The 18,547-nt window shown below is 67.6% G+C and carries 17 protein-coding genes; 3 read left to right on the top strand and 14 right to left on the bottom strand.

Annotated features, from left to right (window positions below; all coding sequences use genetic code 11):
* Positions 1–2 precede the first annotated feature (2 nt).
* The gene (gene modB, locus HMPREF9710_RS11215; protein WP_005666396.1) at positions 3–686 is read left to right on the top strand and encodes a molybdate ABC transporter permease subunit; all 684 of its coding nucleotides are present in this window, start codon (positions 3–5) and stop codon (positions 684–686) included.
* Positions 683–1,759 (top strand): molybdenum ABC transporter ATP-binding protein, encoded by a 1,077-nt coding sequence (gene modC / locus HMPREF9710_RS11210; protein WP_005666394.1) that lies wholly within the window; start codon positions 683–685, stop codon positions 1,757–1,759. Before modB ends, modC begins: the two co-directional genes overlap by 4 nt.
* Positions 1,760–1,781: 22 nt before the next feature.
* On the opposite strand, the gene HMPREF9710_RS11205 is transcribed toward modC, so the two are convergent.
* The 11 genes from HMPREF9710_RS11205 to HMPREF9710_RS11155 form a co-directional block, all read right to left on the bottom strand.
* The gene (locus tag HMPREF9710_RS11205; protein WP_005666392.1) at positions 1,782–3,686 is read right to left on the bottom strand and encodes an ATP-binding response regulator; all 1,905 of its coding nucleotides are present in this window, start codon (positions 3,684–3,686) and stop codon (positions 1,782–1,784) included.
* The gene (locus tag HMPREF9710_RS11200; protein WP_229409779.1) at positions 3,683–5,056 is read right to left on the bottom strand and encodes an ATP-binding protein; all 1,374 of its coding nucleotides are present in this window, start codon (positions 5,054–5,056) and stop codon (positions 3,683–3,685) included. Before HMPREF9710_RS11200 ends, HMPREF9710_RS11205 begins: the two co-directional genes overlap by 4 nt.
* 8 nt (positions 5,057–5,064) lie before the next feature.
* Positions 5,065–6,099, bottom strand: a complete 1,035-nt coding sequence (locus tag HMPREF9710_RS11195; RefSeq protein WP_005666387.1) for an ATP-binding SpoIIE family protein phosphatase — start codon at positions 6,097–6,099, stop codon at positions 5,065–5,067.
* Positions 6,087–6,554 carry an anti-sigma regulatory factor gene (locus tag HMPREF9710_RS11190; RefSeq protein ID WP_005666385.1) on the bottom strand — a complete coding sequence of 156 codons (468 nt, stop codon included), beginning with the start codon at positions 6,552–6,554 and terminating at the stop codon, positions 6,087–6,089. Before HMPREF9710_RS11190 ends, HMPREF9710_RS11195 begins: the two co-directional genes overlap by 13 nt.
* Positions 6,554–6,910, bottom strand: coding sequence for an STAS domain-containing protein (locus HMPREF9710_RS11185; RefSeq protein ID WP_005666383.1), 357 nt, complete (start codon positions 6,908–6,910; stop codon positions 6,554–6,556). The genes HMPREF9710_RS11190 and HMPREF9710_RS11185 overlap by 1 nt, the downstream gene beginning before the upstream one ends.
* Positions 6,911–6,920: 10 nt before the next feature.
* Complete coding sequence (locus HMPREF9710_RS11180; RefSeq protein ID WP_005666382.1) at positions 6,921–7,784, bottom strand: STAS domain-containing protein; 864 nt, start codon at positions 7,782–7,784, stop codon at positions 6,921–6,923.
* Between the two features lie 129 nt (positions 7,785–7,913).
* On the bottom strand, positions 7,914–11,111 hold the full coding sequence (locus HMPREF9710_RS11175; RefSeq protein ID WP_051205102.1) for an efflux RND transporter permease subunit: 3,198 nt from the start codon (positions 11,109–11,111) through the stop codon (positions 7,914–7,916).
* A gap of 34 nt (positions 11,112–11,145) precedes the next feature.
* Positions 11,146–12,336 carry an efflux RND transporter periplasmic adaptor subunit gene (locus HMPREF9710_RS11170; protein ID WP_005666377.1) on the bottom strand — a complete coding sequence of 397 codons (1,191 nt, stop codon included), beginning with the start codon at positions 12,334–12,336 and terminating at the stop codon, positions 11,146–11,148.
* Positions 12,333–13,574 (bottom strand): TolC family protein, encoded by a 1,242-nt coding sequence (locus HMPREF9710_RS11165; protein WP_005666375.1) that lies wholly within the window; start codon positions 13,572–13,574, stop codon positions 12,333–12,335. Before HMPREF9710_RS11165 ends, HMPREF9710_RS11170 begins: the two co-directional genes overlap by 4 nt.
* A gap of 80 nt (positions 13,575–13,654) precedes the next feature.
* Entirely contained in the window at positions 13,655–13,996 is a 342-nt protein-coding gene (locus HMPREF9710_RS27845; protein WP_005666373.1) for a DUF2946 family protein, read from the bottom strand.
* Positions 13,997–14,141: 145 nt separating this feature from the next.
* Positions 14,142–14,684, bottom strand: a complete 543-nt coding sequence (locus tag HMPREF9710_RS11155) for a LysR substrate-binding domain-containing protein (RefSeq protein WP_267871917.1) — start codon at positions 14,682–14,684, stop codon at positions 14,142–14,144.
* A gap of 13 nt (positions 14,685–14,697) precedes the next feature.
* On the opposite strand from HMPREF9710_RS11155, the gene HMPREF9710_RS11150 reads away from it, so the two are divergent.
* A complete protein-coding gene (locus tag HMPREF9710_RS11150; protein ID WP_081589895.1) occupies positions 14,698–15,297 on the top strand; it encodes an SDR family oxidoreductase in 600 nt (199 codons plus the stop codon).
* A gap of 50 nt (positions 15,298–15,347) precedes the next feature.
* Here the strand turns inward: HMPREF9710_RS11150 and HMPREF9710_RS11145 are convergent, their stop codons facing one another.
* The 3 genes from HMPREF9710_RS11145 to pnp form a co-directional block, all read right to left on the bottom strand.
* A complete protein-coding gene (locus tag HMPREF9710_RS11145) occupies positions 15,348–15,707 on the bottom strand; it encodes a hypothetical protein (RefSeq protein WP_169331322.1) in 360 nt (119 codons plus the stop codon).
* A gap of 23 nt (positions 15,708–15,730) precedes the next feature.
* Positions 15,731–16,141 carry a DUF6973 domain-containing protein gene (locus HMPREF9710_RS11140; protein ID WP_005666367.1) on the bottom strand — a complete coding sequence of 137 codons (411 nt, stop codon included), beginning with the start codon at positions 16,139–16,141 and terminating at the stop codon, positions 15,731–15,733.
* 161 nt (positions 16,142–16,302) lie between these two features.
* Positions 16,303–18,405 (bottom strand): polyribonucleotide nucleotidyltransferase, encoded by a 2,103-nt coding sequence (gene pnp / locus HMPREF9710_RS11135; protein WP_005666366.1) that lies wholly within the window; start codon positions 18,403–18,405, stop codon positions 16,303–16,305.
* Positions 18,406–18,547 lie beyond the last annotated feature (142 nt).

The following is an 18,547-nucleotide window of genomic DNA, read 5'->3' as shown; positions in this document are numbered from 1 at the left end:
GGATGCTGGATGGTTCGGATCTCGCCGCGATCTGGCTGACGCTCAGGCTGGCCACGGTCGTCACCCTGCTGTTGCTGGTCTTCGGCACGCCGCTGGCCTGGTGGCTGGCGCGCACCCAGTCCAGGCTGCGGCACGCGGTCGGGGCGGTGGTCGCGCTGCCGCTGGTGCTGCCGCCGACCGTGATCGGCTTCTACCTGCTGCTGGCGATGGGCCCCGACGGTCCGCTCGGCCAGTTGACCACGGCGCTGGGCCTGGGCACGCTGTCCTTCACCTTCACCGGCCTCGTCATCGGTTCGGTGTTCTATTCGCTGCCCTTCGTGGTGCAGCCGCTGCAGAATGCCTTCGAGGCGGTCGGCACGCGCCCGCTGGAAGTGGCGGCCACGCTGGGCGCCACGCCCTGGGACGCCTTCTGGTCGGTGGTGGTGCCGCTGGCGCGGCCCGGCTTCGTCACCGGCGCCATCCTCGGCTTCGCCCACACCATCGGCGAGTTCGGGGTGGTGCTCATGATCGGCGGGAACATCCCCGACAAGACGCGCGTGGTCTCGACCCAGATCTACGACCACGTGGAAGCGATGGAATACGCGCAGGCCCACTGGCTGGCCGGCGGCATGCTGGTGTTCTCGTTCGTGGTGCTGCTGGTGTTGTACACGCTGTATCCGCAATCTGTCAGGGGGACGCGCCGATGAGCGGCATCCGCATCAAGGCAAGAATCGATCGGGGCGCTTTCACCCTCGACGCCGACCTCGACCTGCCGGACCACGGCGTGAGCGCGCTGTTCGGCCATTCCGGCTCGGGCAAGACCACGCTGCTGCGCATCCTGGCCGGACTGGAACGGGCGCCCGGCGCCGTCATCGCCGTGGGCGACGAAACCTGGCAGGACGATGCGCGCGGCGTGTACGTGCCGACCCACCGGCGCGGCATCGGCTACGTGTTCCAGGAGGCGAGCCTGTTCGACCATCTCGACGTGCGCGCCAACCTGGAGTTCGGCCTCAAGCGCCTGGCGCCGGGCGCGCGCCGCTTCGAGCTCGGGCCCGTGACCGAACTGCTCGGCATCGGACACCTGCTGGACCAGCGCCCGGCCACGCTGTCGGGCGGCGAACGCCAGCGCGCCGCGATCGCGCGCACCCTGCTCGCCTCGCCGCGCCTGCTGCTGATGGACGAGCCGCTGGCGGCGCTGGACATGAAGCGCAAGCAGGAAATCCTGCCCTATCTCGAGCGCCTGCACGACGAGCTGGCGCTGCCGGTGGTCTATGTCAGCCACTCGGCCGACGAAGTGGCGCGCCTGGCCGACTACCTGGTGGTGCTGGAGCAGGGACGGGTGCTGGCCAGCGGACCGCTGGCCGACACGCTCGCGCGGCTCGACCTGGCGGCGAACTTCGAGGACGATGCCGGCGTGATGATCGAGACCGTGCTCGCCGAACGCGACGCCGACGGCCTGTCGCACCTGGCGTTTCCCGGCGGCGTGCTGCTGGTCGGTCGGCGCGACGCCGCCATCGGCAGCCGGGTGCGCTGCCGCATCCATGCGCGCGACGTCAGCCTGGCGCTCGAGCGCCCGCGCGGCAGCAGCATCACCAACATCCTGCCGGCCGTCGTCGATGCGGTGGGTCCGTCCACGACGCCGGGCCAGGTGCTGGTGCGTTTGAAGATCGGCGCGACCGTGCTGCTGGCGCGCATCACCGAGCGCTCGCGGCGCGAGCTGGCGGTGGAGCCGGGATGTGCGCTGTGGGCGCAGGTGAAGGCGGTGGCGCTGCTGGCGTGATCGTCGTTCCCTGCGTGGCGGATCAGCCGCCCCGCAGCGCCGCTTCGAGGTCCGACAACTCGGCCGGCTTGACCAGGTGCGCGTCGAAGCCCGCCTCCTGGGCGCGGCGCCGGTCTTCGGGCGAGCCGTAGCCGGTGTGCGCCACCAGGCGGATGTGCGCCAGCGCCGGATTGCCCTTGATGCGGCGCGCGACCTGGTAGCCGTCCACGCCCGGCAGGCCGATGTCGAGCACGATCACCTGCGGCTTGTGGCGCAGCGCCAGCGTCTCGATCTCGCCGGCGTCGGCCGTGGTGACCGGCTGGTAGCCCATCTCGGCCAGCAGGAAGCCCATCATCTCCATGGCGTCGACGTTATCGTCCACCAGCAGCACGCGCATGCCGGATGCGTTGGCGTCTTCGGCTTCCTGCGGCGCGGCCACGGGCGCGCCGGACGCGGCGCGCAACAGCGGCAGTTCGATCGTGAAGGTGCTGCCCTGGCCGACGCCCGGGCTGGCCGCTTCCAGCCGGCCGCCATGCAGCTCGGCCAGGTGCGACACCAGCGACAGGCCGATGCCCAGCCCCTCCGGCGCGCGGTCCGGCGGCACCGCGGCCTGGGCGAACATGCCGAAGATGCGCGGCAAGTTGTCGGCATCGATGCCGATCCCGTTGTCGCGCACCGAGATGCGCACGCGCTGGCCAGCTCCCTCGCCGCTCACTTCCACGCCCAGGATGATCGCGCCGCCGGCCGGCGTGAACTTGGCCGCATTGTGCAGCAGGTTGCCGACCGACTGGGCCAGGCGCACCGGGTCGCCCGTCACCCACAGGTCTTCCTGCGGCTGGCGCACGTCCAGGCTGTGCTCGCGCGCGGCGATCAGCGGCGCCGCGGTCTCGATCGCCTGCGCGATCACGCCCTTCAGGTCGACCTCTTCGTTGCGCAGCACGATCTTGCCTTCGGAGATGCGCGCCACGTCCAGCAAGTCGTCCACCAGGTGTGCCAGGTGGTCGACCTGGCGCGTGATCACGTCGCGCGCGCGCGCCTGGCGCTCGGCCGCGCCCTCGCCGCTGGCGCCCAGCAGGGCCGCCGCGTTACGGATCGGGCTCAGGGGATTGCGCAGCTCGTGCGCCAGGGTGGCCAGGAACTGGTTCTTGTTGCTGTCGGCGGTGCGCAGCAGCGCTTCCATTTCCTTGCGCGCCGTGATGTCGCTGCTCATGCGCGCCACCCGGTACACCTGGCCGCGGACGTCACGCACCGGGAACAGGCGGTCGCGCACCCAGCGCAGCTGGCCGTCGGCGCCGTGGATGCGGAATTCCTCGTCGTAGTGGGGTTCCTCCGCCAGCCGCTCCCAGCGGGCGGCCAGGCGCGCGCGGTCGTCGGCATGCACGGCCTCGAGCCAGCCGGACGGCTCCTCGCGCAGCGCCTCGGCGCTGCTGCCCCACACCGCGGCATAGGCCGGGCTGACGTAGACCAGCCGGCGGCCCGGCACCGAGAACATCCAGAACACGTCGTCGATATTGTCGGTCAGCTGGCGAAAGCGCTCTTCGCTGTCGCGCAGGTCGACCTGGATGCGGCGCATGCGCAGCAGCGCGTTGACGTTGGCGATCAGTTCATCGGCCTCGATCGGCGCCGCCAGGTAGTTGTCGGCGCCGCCCTCCAGGCCGCGGATCTTGTCGGCGCGGCCGGTCAGCGCGGCCGAGGTCTGCAGCACCAGCACGCTGCTGCTGTCCGATTCGGCCTTGATGCGGCGGCACACCTCGATGCCGTTGATGTCGGGGAGCTTGACGTCGAGCAGCACCAGCGCCGGCAGGTGGCGCTTGACCATCTCGAGCGCATCGGTGCCGTTGGCCGCTTCGATGACGTCGAAGCCGGCGCTCTGCAGGATGCGGGTCTTGGCGTAGCGGGCACCGTCGTTGTCGTCGACGTTGAGAATCTGGGTCGGATGACTATTCATGATGCGGTTCCATCAGGATCCATGGTCGCTTGGGGCGATATATTTGGCAATGTGTTTGGCGGCGTGCGCGGCAGGGTCAGTGTAAACGTCGAGCCCACGCCCAGCGTGCTCGATACGTCGACCCGGCCACCGAGCAGGTCGGCCAGCTTGCGGCACAGGGGGAGGCCAAGTCCGGTGCCCTTGCTGCGGCGCTGCAAGGGGTGCTCGATCTGGCTGAACTCCTCGAAGATCAGCTGCAGGTTGTCGGGACTGATGCCGATGCCGGTGTCGGCCACCGCGAAGGCGATGGTGTCGGCTTCCGGATCGTGCGCGGCGAACACCAGCACCGAACCCTGCTCGGTGAACTTCAGCGCGTTCGAGATGAAGTTGCGCAGGATCTGCGAGATCTTGCCTTCGTCCGAATAAAACGGCTCTTCGATGCCGGACGGCTCGAAGATCAGTTCCACCCGCGCCTCGTCGACCAACGGGCGCAGCATGCCCTTGAGCGCGCGGAACAGGTTCTCGACCACCACCGGCTCGACGTGGGTCTCGACCCGCCCGGCCTCGATCTTGGCCAGGTCGAGCAGGTCGTTGACCAGTTCCGACAGGTCGCTGGCGGCATTGGCGATGAACGTCACCTGCCGTTCCTGTTCCTCGGTCAGGTCGCCGTCCATGCGGTCGAGCAGCAGCTGGGCCAGCGCGCGGATCGACGACAAGGGCGTCCTCAATTCGTGGCTGGTGTTGGACAGGAAGCGCGATTTCATTTCGTCGGCGCGGCGCAGGCGCTCGGCCTTGTCCTCGATCTCGGCGTACAGCGCCACGATGCCGCGGTTGGTGTCTTCCAGCTCGCGCGTCAGCGACAGCAGGTCGTCCTGGCGTTCGCGCAGCTCGGCCAGGGTGGCCAGCAATTCCTGGTTCTGCAGTTGCAGCTCGTGCACCGGGTTCGACACCGGGCTGTCGGCCAGGCGCGCGCCGATCTCGGCCAGGCGGGCCGAAGTGACGTGCTCGTGGCGCGGCAGCGCCTTGCGCACGGTGACGGTGGAGGCGCCGGCATCGCCCGGATCGACCTCGCAGGCATCCATCAGGCGGTGCGCGGTGATGATCGCCAGCTCGCGCAGCGACTCGGTTTCCGGCGCGTCGGCGCTGGGCGGGCGCGTTCCGCCGCTGACCAGCACCTCGAGGTGCTGGCGGCCTTCGTTCTCGCGCAGCTGGAACTGCGCGCGTCCGCCCGGTCCCTGGTGGCAGGCGCCGCGCGCCACTTCCGAGACGGCGGTGCCGATGCGCACCTGGTCCTGCTGCGAAAAGCCCAGCAGCGCCGAGATCTGGCGCGCGCGCTGGCGCACCAGCACCACGTCCTGGTCGCTGTCCAGGCCGACGCTCAGGATGCGCATGGCGCGGCTCATGCGCGCCCCGCCAGACGGCGCACCACCAGCACCATCGCGTCGTCGCGGCCGCGGATGTAGTCGCGCATCAGGATCGCCGCGATCAGGGCCGGGCTGCGGCCCTGCAGGCCCGGGTACTTGTCCAGGTCCCAGCGGGTTTCGATGCCGTCCGAATGCAGGATGCACAGCGCGCCGGGACCGAACGGCACCGCGAACTCCTGCACCTTGCGCACGTTGTGGCCGACGATGCCGTTGTGCGACACCAGCGCGCGGCGTCCATCGTCGATCGCGATCGCGATCGCGCCGATATTGCCGACGCCGGCGAAGCGCAGCTCGTCGGCCGCGAAATCGATGCGCGCCGCGGCCAGCGCAGCGCCGCGCGTGGGCCGCAAGGCCTCGTGCGCCGCATGCACCAGCTCGCCCGCCGCGACCGGACCGCGCTCGCCCAGCGCCCCGATCGCCGCACTGGCCGCGCGCGCCGCGTCCGGACCGTGGCCCAGGCCGTCGGCCGCGAGCAGGGTCGCGCCGCCGCCGCCGCAGGCGACCGCCCAGCCGTCGCCGCACACGTCCTCGCCCCGGATCGGACTCCACAGCGCGCCGACCTCGACCCCGCACGGGTCGGGGCTGGGCACGTCACGCCACAGGCGCATGAAGAAGGCGGCGCCGTCGCCGCGCGTCGAATACACGTCGAATTCGTCGGACAGGCGGTGCAGTGCGCCCAGGCCGGTGCCGGCGGTGCCGGCGGTCGAGACGCCGTCGACCAGGCTGCTGGACAGGTCGGCGATGCCCGGTCCGCGGTCGAGCGCGAGCACGTCGACGCCGATGCCGGCGGGCGACTGCGCCGGGCCGACGTGGATCTGGCCTTCGCCGGCGTGCTTGAGGATATTGGTGGCTGCTTCGGTGATGATCAGGGCCAGCTGGCCGGCGCGGGTCTCGTTGAAACCCAGCGACTCGGCCAGCTTCTGTCCGGCGCGGCGCACGGCGGCGACGTCGCTGGCGTGGGATACGGCGAACACGTGCTGCGGTGACTGGGAACTGATCAGCGCTTCCATTTGACGATCAGCACCGCGGTGCCCTCCTTGGGACGGCTGTCGATGTCGAACTCGTCGACCAGGCGCTTGGAGCCGCCCAGGCCCAGGCCCAATCCGCCTCCGGTAGTAAAGCCATCGCGCAGGGCGCTGTCGATGTCGGGAATGCCCTGCCCGGCATCGACGAACAGCAGGCCGATGCCCTTGCGCAGGCCGTCGTCGAGCGCGTCGAGGTGGACTTCGCCGCCGCCGCCGTACTTGATGGTGTTGCGCGCCAGTTCGCTGGCGGCCGTCACCAGCTTGGTCTGGTCGACCAGCGACAGCGCGAGCGCCACGGCGCGTTCGCGCACCTGCTTGCGCAGGCCCACCACGTCCTCGTCCGAACGCAGCGGCAGGGTCAACCGGCCGGTGCGCTGCTGGCGGTGATGATCGAGCAGATGCGTCTCGAACAGGACGGCATCGGTATGCGCGTCGACCATTATCTGTAGCTCTTTCCGAGCAGGGCCATGCCCTTCTCGACGTTCAGCGCGGTCTTCACGCCATGCAGGGTCAGGCCCAGCTCGACCAGGGTGATCGCCACCGCCGGCTGCATGCCGACCACCACGGTGCGGGCGTCGAGCACGCGCGCCATGGCGGCGGTGTTGCTGATCATGCGGCCGATGAAGGAGTCGACCAGGTCGAGCGCCGAGATGTCGATCAGGACCCCCTTGGCGCCGTCGCTCACGATGCGCTCGGTCAGGTCGTCCTGCAGCTGCATGGCGAGACGGTCATGCATGTCGACCTGGATCGTCACCAGGAGCAGGTCGCCCATGCGCAGGATCGGAATGCGTTCCATGGCGCTGGCCTCAGGCGTGCTTGATGGTGATCGAGGCGCCGGTGCGCTCGAGCGCCACCAGGAAGGCGTCGGCCAGGGTGGCCTTGGTGATCACGTCTTCCAGGTTCACGCCCAGGTGCACGATGGTCTGCGCGATCTGCGGGCGGATGCCGCTGATGATGCAGTCGGCGCCCATCAGGCGCGCGGCGGCGATGGTCTTCATCAGGTGCTGGGCCACCAGGGTGTCGACGGTCGGCACGCCGGTGATGTCGATGATGGCGATCATGGCGCCGGTGTCGACGATCTTTTGCAGGATGTTTTCCATCACCACCTGGGTGCGGGCCGAGTCCAGGGTGCCGATCAGCGGCAGCGCCAGGATGCCGTTCCACAGCTTGACCACCGGCGTGGACAGCTCCAGCAGCTCCTGCTGCTGGCGCACGATGATCTGGTCCTTGGTCTTCTGGAACACCTCGATGGTGTACAGGCCCAGCTTGTCGAGCAGGGTGTTGACGATCCACGATGCCGCGGCCAGGCCTTCGGCGTCGCCGGCGAATGCCGCCTGCAGGCGCGCGAACAGCGGCTGCTTGAGCGAGAACACGAAGGTGGCGGTCTCGCTCGGGGTCGAGCCCGACTTGGCGCGGGTCGACGAGATCTCGGCCAGCAGGTCGCGCAGTTCGTCCCACGAACGGTGGTCGATGTTTTCGAGTTCGCCGCCGCGGGTGGCAGTGGCGAAGGCTTTCAGGAAGTGGTTGCAGTGCGAACGCAGTTGTTCGCGCGCGGCGGCGTTGCTGCGCACGCTCAGCGCTTCGAGCTGGGAGAGCCATTCGGCGCCGATCGCGGCCTCCTGGTCCAGGACTGTCTGGCTGATGCGATCCGCGTAATCCTTCATGCTCATCTGTCTTATCCCTTGAAATGGTGATTGGCGCCGCGCCTGGGGCCGCTTTCCGCCGCCGGCGCGGACAAATTTCTGTTAAACATCCAACTATACCATTTTCATATAGAGCAATACGTGGCGCACGGTTGTCTATGGGATATTTTCACTGTTTCGGCGAAAAAACGCGCGCACGAATGGCAAAGAAGCCCGCGCGGGTCGCGCGCGATGCGTCCATTCATATAAAACCGGCAACAAAAGCAGCGTCAGGACGGTCGACGACAATACCCCGCCAATCACCACCGTGGCCAACGGCCGCTGGACCTCGGCCCCGGTGCCGACCGCCAGCGCCATCGGCACGAAGCCGAGCGAGGCGACCAGCGCCGTCATCAAGACCGGCCGCAGGCGCGCCAGCGCCCCCTGGCGCACCGCGTCCGGCAGCGCCATGCCGTCCTGGCGCAGGCTGCGGATGAAGGAAATCAGCACCAGGCCGTTGAGCACGGCCACTCCGGACAAGGCGATGAAGCCGACCGCCGCCGAAATCGACAACGGGATCCCGCGCGCCCACAGGGCCGCCACGCCGCCGGCCAGGGCGAACGGGATGCCGGTGAACACCAGCAAGCCGTCGCGCACATTGTTGAACACCAGGTAAAGGAGCACGAAAACCAGCAGCAGCGAGGCGGGCACGATCAGGCGCAGGCGCTCGGCGGCCTTGGCGAGGTGCTCGAACTGGCCGCCCCAGGCGATCCAGTAGCCGGGCGCGATGCGCACCTCCCGCGCGATGCGCTCCCGCGCATCGGCGACAAAGGAGCCGATGTCGCGCCCGCGCACGTTGGCGCTGACCACCACCCGGCGCTTGCCCTGCTCGCGACTGAGCTGGTTGGGGCCGGGCGCCACCTCGAAGCTGGCGATCTCGCCCAGGGCGATGAAGCTGCGCATGCCTTCAGCACTGCCGGGCAGCGCCACCGGCAGCCGGCGCAGCGCGTCGATATCTCCGCGCACGGCTTCCGGCAGGCGCACCACGATGTCGAAGCGGCGGTCGCCCTCGAACAGGGTGCCGGCGGCGCGGCCGGCGGTGGCGGTGGCGATCATTTCCTGGACGTCGCCGATGTTCAGGCCCATCCTCGCGGCGCGCTCGCGGTCGACCCGGATCTGCAGCATGGGCAGGCCGCTGGTCTGCTCCACCTGCACCTCGCTGGCGCCCGGCACCCGGCGCAGGGCGGCGGCGATCTCGCTGGCGGTGGCGCCGAGCACGCCCAGGCCGTCGCCGAACAATTTGACGGCGACGTCGCTGCGCACGCCCGAGATCAGTTCGTTCACGCGCAGCTGGATCGGCTGGCTGAATTCGTAGTTGTTGCCGGGCAGGCCTTCGAGCGTCGCGCGGATCGCGCTTTCGACTTCGGCGCGCGAACGCCTCGCGCCTTTTCCAACCCTTGGCCACTCCTTCTCGGGCTTGAAAATGATGTAGCTGTCGGCCACGCTGGGCGGCATCGGATCGGACGCGATCTCGGCGGTGCCGATGCGGGCGAACACGCGCGCGATCTCGGGGAATTCGCGCATCAAGACGGTCTCGATCTGCTGCTGCATCCTGACCGACTGGGTCAGGCTCGTGCCGGGCACGCGCATCGTCAGCACCGCCATGTCGCCCTCGTCGAGATTCGGCGCGAACTCCGTGCCCAGGCGCGTGGCCATCAGGGCGGCAAGCGCGATCACCACCGCCGCGAACACCAGCATCACGGCGCGGTTGGCCAGCGCATAGTCGAGCGCCGGCGCATACCAGCGGCGCGCCGCGCCCATCACGCGGCTTTCCTTTTCCTCGACCGAGCGGCCGATGAACAGCGCCACGGCGGCCGGCACGAAGGTTACCGACAGGATCATCGCGCCCAGCAGCGCGAACACCACGGTGAAGGCCATCGGGTGGAACATCTTGCCCTCGATGCCGGTCAGGGCGAAGATCGGCAGGTAGACGATCATGATGATCAGCTGGCCGTAGATGAGCGGCCGGCGCGCCTCGCGCGCCGCCTCGAACACCTCCGCAAAGCGCTCCTCGCGCGTGAGGATGCGCCCCAGCCGGTGCTGGGCGGCGGCCAGGCGCCGCACGCAGTTCTCGACGATCACCACGGCGCCGTCGACGATGATGCCGAAGTCCAATGCCCCCAGGCTGAGCAGGTTGGCGCTGACCTGGTTAGCCACCATGCCGCTGAAGGTGAACAGCATCGACAAGGGGATCACCATGGCGGTGAGCAGCGCCGCGCGCAGGTTCCCAAGAAAGAAGAACAGCACCGCCACCACCAGGATCGCGCCCTCGACCAGGTTCTTGCGCACCGTGGCGATGGCCCGCTCGACCAGGACGGTTCTATCGTAGACCGTGACGGCCTTGACGCCCTTCGGCAGGCTGCGGTTGATCTCGAGCATGCGCGCGTCGACCGCTTTCGACACCGCGCGGCTGTTCTCGCCGATCAGCATCACCACGGTGCCGAGCACCACCTCCACGCCATTCTCGGTGGCGGCGCCGGTGCGCAGCTCCTGACCGATCGTCACCTCGGCCACGTCGCGCACCCGCACCGGGATGCCGCGGATGCTGGTGACGACGATATTGCCGATGTCGTCGATCGACGCGGCCTGGCCCGGCGCGCGCACCAGGTACTGCTCGCCTTCGCGCTCGATGTAGCCGGCGCCGACGTTGCTGTTGTTGCGCTCCAATGCATTGACGATGTCGGCCAGTTCGAGGCCATACGACGACAGCGTGGCCGTGTTCGGGGCCACCAGGTATTCCTTGTCGAAGCCGCCGATCGAGTTGATCTCTGTGACGCCCGGCACGGTGCGCAACTGCGGCTTGATGATCCAGTCCTGGATCTCGCGCAGGTCAGTGGGCGTATAGGGCGTCCCGTCCGGCTTCTTCGCGCCCGGCTCGGTCTCCACGGTCCACTGGTAGATCTCGGACAGGCCGGTCGCGATCGGACCCAGGGTCGGGATCACGCCGGCCGGCAGCCCTTCGCGCGCATCCTGCAGGCGCTGGCTGACCAGCTGGCGCGCGAAGTGGATGTCGGTGCCCTCCTCGAACACCACCGTCACCTGCGACAGGCCGTAGCGCGACAGGGAGCGGAACTGTTCCAGGTGCGGCAGGCCCGACAGCACCGCCTCGACCGGATAGGTGATGCGCTGTTCGGTTTCGAGCGGAGAGTAGCCCGGCGCCGCGGTATTGATCTGGACCTGGACGTTGGTCACGTCCGGCACCGCGTCGATCGGCAGCCGGCCATAGTTGTAGACGCCGATGCCGGCCATCGCCAGCACGGCCAGCATCACCAGCCAGCGGCGCGCGATGGCGGTCGCGATCAGGCGGTCGAACAGGGTCGACGCTTCGGTCGACGGTTTGGTCGAGGTCTCAATGTTCATGGCTGCCCTCCGCCTTGCCCTGCTCCGCCTTGACCGCGAAGCTGCCGGCAGCCGCATAGGCCTCGCCCGCGCGCAGCCCGGCAGTGATCTCGACGAAGCGCCCATCCGAGCGGCCGGTGGCCACCGGCTGCGCGACAAATCCTTCCTTGACCCGCTTGTAGACAACTTGCCGCCCATCCGCCGTCTGGATCGCCTCGCGCGATACCGCCACCGGCACGTCGTTCGATCCGGTGACGATGTCGATGTTCACCGCCAGCCCCGGCCGCCAGGCCGCGCCCGGATTGTCGAGCACCACGCGCGCCTTGGCCGAGCGCGATTCCTCGCCCACCAGCGAGCTGACGTAGGACACCTTGCCCGGCGCCGTCGTGTTGGAGGCAATCGAGCGAATGACGGCATCGGTGCCGACCCGGACGATCTCGAGGTCGCGCGCCGGCACCACCACGTCGGCCCATACGGTCGACAGGTCGGTGAGGGTGAACACGCGGGTATCGGCGCCGACGACTTCACCCATCGTGATGTGTTTTTCGACGATCACGCCGTCGAACGGCGCCCGGATTCTGAGGAGGTTGGACGAGCCGGCGTCAACGGCGCCGAGCGCCTGCAGCTGCTGGCGCGCGCTCTGGACGGCGATCTGCGCCTCGTTCAGTTCCTGCTCGGCGCGCAGCAAGTCCTGGCGGGGCGAGATCTGCTCTTCCCACAGCATTTTTTCGGACGCATGGACCTTGCGCGCGTATTCCAGCCGGCGCTCGGCCGCCGCCAGCGCGCCGCGTTGTCCCGCCACTTCGGCGCTGGCGACGCTGGCCAGGACCTGGTCCTTGCGCACCTGCTGGCCGAGCGTGGCATTGACCTCGCTGACCGCCCCGGCGGCGCGCGGCGTCACGTGGGCGGTGCGGTCTTCGTTGAGCGCGATCTGGCCCGGCATGCGGATGAAGGTGTCCAGGTGGACCGGGCCGGCGGTGGCGATCGTGATGCCGGCCACGCCGACCTGCTGGTCGGTGAAGCGGATCACGCCGTCGTCCGCGTGCCCTTCTTGACCGTGCTCGTCCGCGTGTTCCCGTTCCTCTTGATGACCGTGTTCCTCGACACCGGCTGGGGAGCGGTCGCGCACCAGCACGATGGCGGCGATCAGAATGGCGATCGCCAGCATGATGGCGATGACCTTGCTTTGCTGCTTGTTCATGGATTCTCCTGGACGGCTGCGTGTCCCAGCAGCCGTGCGATATCGGCCGCCGCGCGATGACTCTCCGCGACGGCGTTCAGGTATTGGTTCTTCGATTGCGCCAGCACGCGCTGGGCATCCAGCACGTCGATCAGGCCGAACTTGCCGAGCTCGAAGCCGCGGTTGGCGGCGCGCTCGGCGTCTTCTGCGCCGGACAATATCTCGGTCGAGATCAGCGCGCATTCGGCCAGCGCCGCCGTGAGCCGCGCATGGGCCTGCGCCAGCTCGGCGCGCAGGCGCACGCCTTCGGCGTCTTGCTGGTCGCGCGCCTTGTCGACCCGGCGCAGCGCATCGAGCACGGCGCCGTCGTTGCGGTTGAACAGCGGCAGCGGCACCGACAGGCCGAGCACTGCGCGGTTGCGGGTATCCGGCCCTTCGCGCTGGGCGCCGACGATCACGTTGACGTCGGGCGTGCGACGCGCGCGTTCGAGCCGGGCCAGCGCCTCGCGCTGGCCGACCTGGGCGCGCGCATGGCGCATCGCCGGCGATCGGTCGAGTTGCGCCAGCAGCTGGTCCAGCGGCGGCGCCGGGGGCAACGCGGCGGTCTGCGGCGCATGGATGCTCAACTGGCGCGCGTCGCCGCCCCACAGGGCAGCCAGGCGGATGCGCGCGCCTTCCAGGTCGCGCCCCGCCTGCAGCGCCTCGATCCGGGCGCTGCCCTGGGCCACGCGGGCGCGGGTCTCCTCGACCGGAGACAAGGTCCCAGCCTCGACCCGCTTGCCGGCGGCGGCCAGCGCGCGACCGGCAAGCTCCACCAGTTCGCGGGCCATGCGTTCACGCTCCTGGGCCGCGACGACGTCGTGGAAGGCGGCGGCGGCATCGGCGCGGACCTTGTCCCGTTCCGCTTCCAGTGCGATGGCGGCAAGCGCGCCTTCCTGGCGCGCCGCCTCGACCCGCGCGGCGCGCTTGCCGCCCAGTTCGATGGGGATGTTCAGGGTGGCGGTCGTGGTGCGGCTATCACCGCCCTCGCCTTCGCGCAGCAGCTCGAGCTCGGGATTGGGCAGCGCCCCGGCCTGGGCCAGCGCGCCCTCTTGCGCCGCCACTTCGCTGCCGGCCGCGCGCAGGGTCGGATTGGCGCGCAGCGCCAGGTCGATGGCCGCTTCCAGGGTCAATGGTGCCGACCATGCCGCGGCCGAAGCGCTGGCAAACCCGCAGGCGAGCGCGAGCGCCGCCAGCAGCGGTGTCAAACGATGTTTCATGATGATGCTCCGAACGGGTGGATGTCCGGCGGGGCAAGCGATGCGCCGCACGAGGCGACGCCGATGAGGTTCCCGCCGCCTTAGGCGCGGCGCGGCCGGTCTGGCGGAGGAATCAGGTCGGGAACGTGGGAAACGTAGCGCCGCAATTCGCCGCGCATGTGCGGGGCGCCCTTGGGCAAGGGGAGATTGGGTTGCGCGGACAGGACCGCGCTGGCCGACAGGTGGTGGCAGGCGTCGCAATCGTCGCAATGCTCGTCCCGGGTTCCATCATCCTGATCCTGGTTGCTCGATGGCGGATGCTTGTGGACGTGGTGCCCCGGATGCATGGTCTGTTCGTCATGACTGCAATACGGAGCGCCGGCGGCCCAGGCGGCCTGGAGTGGCATCATGAGCAGCAGGAGGATCAGGATCAGGCGTCGCATTGCGTCAGGGTGGTCGGGTAGCGCAGGGCCGGTCGGCCAATTTTTGCTACCAGCTATTAAATACCCTGTAGCCGCTACAGGGTCAAGCACATTCGTGCAGTTCGCTGCGATTCCCGCACATCGCATAAGGAATTCGGTCCGAAACTCACGCCGGTGCGTACACCTCTTGCAGCACCTCGATGAAGGCGCGCAGCGCCGCCGGCACATGGCGATGACCGGGATAGTACATCGCCAGCTCGGACGAGGGCTGGCACCAGTCCTGCAGCAAAGGCACCAGGCGACCTTCCTGCAAATGATCGCGCACGGTCGTGTCCGGCACATAGGCGATCCCTCGTCCCGCCAGCGCGGCTTCGGCCATCAGCCCGACCTGGTTCAGGATCAAGGCGCCCGGCACGTCCAGCGCGAAGGCCTGGCCATGGCGCGCGAATTCCCAGCGATAGATCTTCCCGCTCTGCATGCGCATGCGGATGCACTGGTGCTGCCGCAGATCGTCGGGCGTCTGCGGCGTGCCGCGCGCCGCCAGGTAAGCGGGCGATGCGACCGGCATGAAACGCACCGGCGCGCCGAATGGCGCGACATGCATGTCGTGCTTCGTCGGCCGCCTTGCGAAAGCTGCGGCGATGGACGATGGCCACGAAGGCGCGCAGGCTGTCGAGGTCGGGCTGGGGCATTGATGGCGATCCTTCACTAATGCATACGGGATTGGAGTCGTCAGCAATGCGGCCTATGGCCTGTTCGGTGCGGCCGAAGAGCTGACCGACGCGCAGGTGGAGCGCCAGCTCGACACCAATCTGCTCGGATCGATCGGGCTGATCCGCGCCGCCCTGCCCCATCTGCGCAAGCAAGGCGGCGGCCGGGTGATCCAGGTTTCGTCGGAAGGCGGCCAGATGGCTTATCCGAACTTCAGCGTCTATCACGCGACCAAGTGGGGGATCGAAGGGTTCGTGGAATCTGTGGCGCAGGAAGTCGCGCCGTTCGGGATCGAATTCATCCTGGCCGAACCGGGGCCGACGCCGACCAATTTCGCGGCCGGTCTCGACGCCGCGCCGGCGATGGACGAGTATGCCGATACGCCGTCGGGTGGGGTGCGGCGCGCGCTGGCGGACGGCAGTTTCAAGCTCACGGGCGACCCGGTGCGGATGGTGGAGATCATGATCGACTCGGCTGATCAGGCGCCGGCGCCGCGCAGAATTACCTTGGGGTCGACTGCGTACGAGTCGATTCATGCGGCGCTGACCGATCGTCTGGCGCGGCTGACGGCGCAGAAGGAGCTGGCCGTGAGTGCAAATCTGGACACATGACGATGCGGTATCCTATGCGATGGCCCGCTGACGCATGCACGCCTGGCCAGTCACTCTTCGACGGACGGGACCAATCGCAGCTGTTGAATACGGCCTGTCTTCTTGTCCGTCACGAATATCAGCAAGTATCCCTTGCCGTATTCGCTCTCGACATTGGACGGGCCAACGAAATAGGCGAGGTTTTCGTCATAATCGGCATACCCCGTCGATTGCCCCAGCAGTGCCCTGACTTGGTCTGCGCTGAGTTCTTTCACCGGGTGCTGGCGCAGGAAGGAAGCCAGCATCCGGCCACGCCCCAGCCGATCCGCGGCGGCCCATGCCTTCGGCGTGAACTCATCATTGCCGAAGGCCCGGCTTTGTTCTTCCACAGACCTTTGCGTGCAACCTTGCAGGAAAAGGATGGTCAGCACGAGGACGGCTGGGGTTCGCATCGTCACTTCACCTGCAGGGTCTTGAGTTGGCCAGTTTTCAACGCTGCCATACAGCGCCGGCTGAGCGCCTCGTTCGTTTGCTTCGACGCACCAATGTTCAAGCCGATGCTGTTGTTATGCAAATCCATCGCACGTTCCTTCGGCGGGTTCCTTAGGGACGATTCATGCGCCGTCGTGTAAAGGCGCGCTTTGGTAATTCCGATATCGCGTGCCAGTTGTGCAGACCACAAGCAATGGCGAAAAGCGTCCGAATGGTCGTTATGGCCGCTGATCGAAAACAGCCGCCTGGCCTCACTCTGTGCAAATTCGCGCGCCCTCATGATGACAGGCACGTGATGCGGATGCGATCGCAAGTAAGCTCGCTCTTGCTCCGTGAGCTGATTGAACAACGCAAGGGCTGACTGTATCGGCATGGTTTCTCCGGAAGCAGAAAAAATCAGGTTCCATTATTCTCGGGTCCGCATGTTGCAGATTGGGCGTGCGCAATACTGAACGCTGAATGAAAAAACCGCCAGGCTCACGCACTGGCGGTTTTTTCATCGAGCGGCGAACCGCTCACTCGCTTGCAGCTTTATTACTGCGCCGCGCCTTCAACCGGATCAGCCGCCTTCATCGACAGCTTCAGACGACCGCGCTCGTCGGTCTCCAGGACCTTCACGCGCACTTGCTGGCCTTCCTTCAGGTAGTCGGCAACGGCGTTGACACGCTCGTTGGCGATCTGCGAGATGTGCAGCAGGCCGTCTTTACCAGGCATGACTTGCACGATCGCGCCGAAGTCCAGCAGCTTGAGCACGGTGCCGTCGTAGGTCTTGCCCACTTCGACCGATGCGGTCAGTTCTTCGATGCGGCGCTTGGCTTCCTGGCCGGCGGCGGCGTCGACCGACGCGATGGTCACGATGCCTTCGTCGGTGATGTCGATCTGGGTGCCGGTTTCTTCGGTCAGCGCGCGGATCACGGCGCCGCCCTTGCCGATCACGTCACGGATCTTTTCCGGGTTGATGCGGATGGTGATCAGGCGCGGCGCGAAGTCCGACAGCTCGGTCTTCACGGTCGGCATGGCCTTCTGCATCTCGGCCAGGATGTGCTGGCGGCCGTCTTTTGCCTGGGCCAGCGCCACCTGCATGATTTCCTTGGTGATGCCCTGGATCTTGATGTCCATCTGCAGCGCGGTGATGCCCTGCGCGGTGCCGGCCACCTTGAAGTCCATGTCGCCCAGGTGGTCTTCGTCACCCAGGATGTCGGTCAGGACCGCGAACTTGCCGCCTTCCTTGATCAGGCCCATGGCGATGCCGGCCACGTGCGCTTTCATCGGCACGCCGGCGTCCATCAGCGCCAGGCAGCCGCCGCAGACCGACGCCATCGACGACGAACCGTTCGATTCGGTGATTTCCGACACCAGGCGCACCGAGTAGCTGAAGTCTTCTGGGTTGGGCAGTGCGGCGACCAGCGCGCGCTTGGCCAGGCGGCCGTGGCCGACTTCGCGGCGCTTCGGGGTGCCCACGCGACCGGTTTCGCCGGTGGCGAACGGAGGCATGTTGTAGTGCATCATGAAGTCGTCGGTGTACTCGCCCATCAGCGCGTCGATCTTCTGGCTGTCGCGGGCGGTGCCGAGGGTGGCGACCACCAGTGCCTGGGTTTCGCCACGGGTGAACAGGGCCGAGCCGTGGGTGCGCGGCAGGACGCTCGAGCGGATCGAGATCGGACGCACGGTGCGGGTGTCGCGGCCGTCGATGCGTGGCTCGCCGTCCAGGATCTGCGAACGCACGACCTTGGCTTCCATGTCGAACAGGATGTTGCCGACGTCGCCAGCATCGGCGGCGATGCCTTGCGCCGACAGCTCGGCCATCACTTCCGACGACAGCGACTTCAGCTTCTGCTGGCGGGCCGACTTTTCGCGGGTCTGGTAGGCGTCACGGATCTTGGCGCCGGCCAGTTCGCCGACGCGGGCGATCAGTTCTTCGTTCTTTGGCGCCGGCGCCCATTCGACTTCCGGCTTGCCGCCTTCGGCGACCAGGTCGTGGATCGCGTCGATCACGGCCTTCATTTGCTCGTGGCCGAACACGACCGCGCCGAGCATGACTTCTTCGGACAGTTGCTGGGCTTCCGATTCCACCATCAGGACGGCGGTTTCGGTGCCTGCCACGACCAGGTCCATCTGCGAGGTCTTCAGCTCGGTGGTGGTCGGGTTCAGGATGTACTGGCCGTTCGCGTAGCCGACGCGCGCGGCGCCGATCGGACCGGCGAACGGGATGCCGGCGATGCACAGGGCGGCCGAGGCGCCGATCATCGATGGGATGTCCGGATCGATTTCAGGGTTGACCGACAGCACGTGGATGATGACCTGGACTTCGTTCAGGTAGCCTTCCGGGAACAGCGGGCGGATCGGACGGTCGATCAGGCGCGAGGTCAGCGTTTCTTTTTCGGAAGGACGGCCTTCACGCTTGAAGAAACCGCCAGGGATCTTACCCGCAGCGTACGTTTTCTCCATGTAGTCGACGGTCAGCGGGAAGAAATCCTGGCCCGGCTTGGCGTCTTTTTTGGCAACGACGGTTGCCAGGATGACGGTATCCTCGACCGACACGACGACGGCGCCGCTGGCCTGGCGCGCGATTTCACCCGTCTCCAGGGTGACCGTGTGTTGACCGTACTGGAAGGTTTTCGTAACTTTATTAAACATTGGGTAATCCCTTTCATTTTACCGACAGATTTTCAGGAGCTGTCGTTCACCTCTCACCACGGGCCATCAAGAAATGGCCTTGTAACAAACAACAAGACAGCAAAAACGAAAAATGCCCGCGTCAGACAACTGGCGCAGGCAT

Source organism: Massilia timonae CCUG 45783 (assembly GCF_000315425.1).
Lineage (GTDB): Bacteria > Pseudomonadota > Gammaproteobacteria > Burkholderiales > Burkholderiaceae_D > Telluria > Telluria timonae.
Note: the sequence above shows the minus strand (reverse complement) of the source record. Positions and strands in the feature narration are given on the sequence as shown.

Bases quoted from the DNA above. Each gene is read 5' to 3' on its own strand.
- modB (WP_005666396.1), top strand. From the start codon at position 3: ATGCTGGATGGTTCGGATCTCGCCGCGATCTGGCTGACGCTCAGGCTG.
- modC (WP_005666394.1), top strand. From the start codon at position 683: ATGAGCGGCATCCGCATCAAGGCAAGAATCGATCGGGGCGCTTTCACC.
- HMPREF9710_RS11205 (WP_005666392.1), bottom strand. From the start codon at position 3,686: ATGAATAGTCATCCGACCCAGATTCTCAACGTCGACGACAACGACGGT.
- HMPREF9710_RS11200 (WP_229409779.1), bottom strand. From the start codon at position 5,056: ATGCGCATCCTGAGCGTCGGCCTGGACAGCGACCAGGACGTGGTGCTG.
- HMPREF9710_RS11195 (WP_005666387.1), bottom strand. From the start codon at position 6,099: ATGGAAGCGCTGATCAGTTCCCAGTCACCGCAGCACGTGTTCGCCGTA.
- HMPREF9710_RS11190 (WP_005666385.1), bottom strand. From the start codon at position 6,554: ATGGTCGACGCGCATACCGATGCCGTCCTGTTCGAGACGCATCTGCTC.
- HMPREF9710_RS11185 (WP_005666383.1), bottom strand. From the start codon at position 6,910: ATGGAACGCATTCCGATCCTGCGCATGGGCGACCTGCTCCTGGTGACG.
- HMPREF9710_RS11180 (WP_005666382.1), bottom strand. From the start codon at position 7,784: ATGAGCATGAAGGATTACGCGGATCGCATCAGCCAGACAGTCCTGGAC.
- HMPREF9710_RS11170 (WP_005666377.1), bottom strand. From the start codon at position 12,336: ATGAACAAGCAGCAAAGCAAGGTCATCGCCATCATGCTGGCGATCGCC.
- HMPREF9710_RS11165 (WP_005666375.1), bottom strand. From the start codon at position 13,574: ATGAAACATCGTTTGACACCGCTGCTGGCGGCGCTCGCGCTCGCCTGC.
- HMPREF9710_RS27845 (WP_005666373.1), bottom strand. From the start codon at position 13,996: ATGCGACGCCTGATCCTGATCCTCCTGCTGCTCATGATGCCACTCCAG.
- HMPREF9710_RS11140 (WP_005666367.1), bottom strand. From the start codon at position 16,141: ATGCCGATACAGTCAGCCCTTGCGTTGTTCAATCAGCTCACGGAGCAA.
- pnp (WP_005666366.1), bottom strand. From the start codon at position 18,405: ATGTTTAATAAAGTTACGAAAACCTTCCAGTACGGTCAACACACGGTC.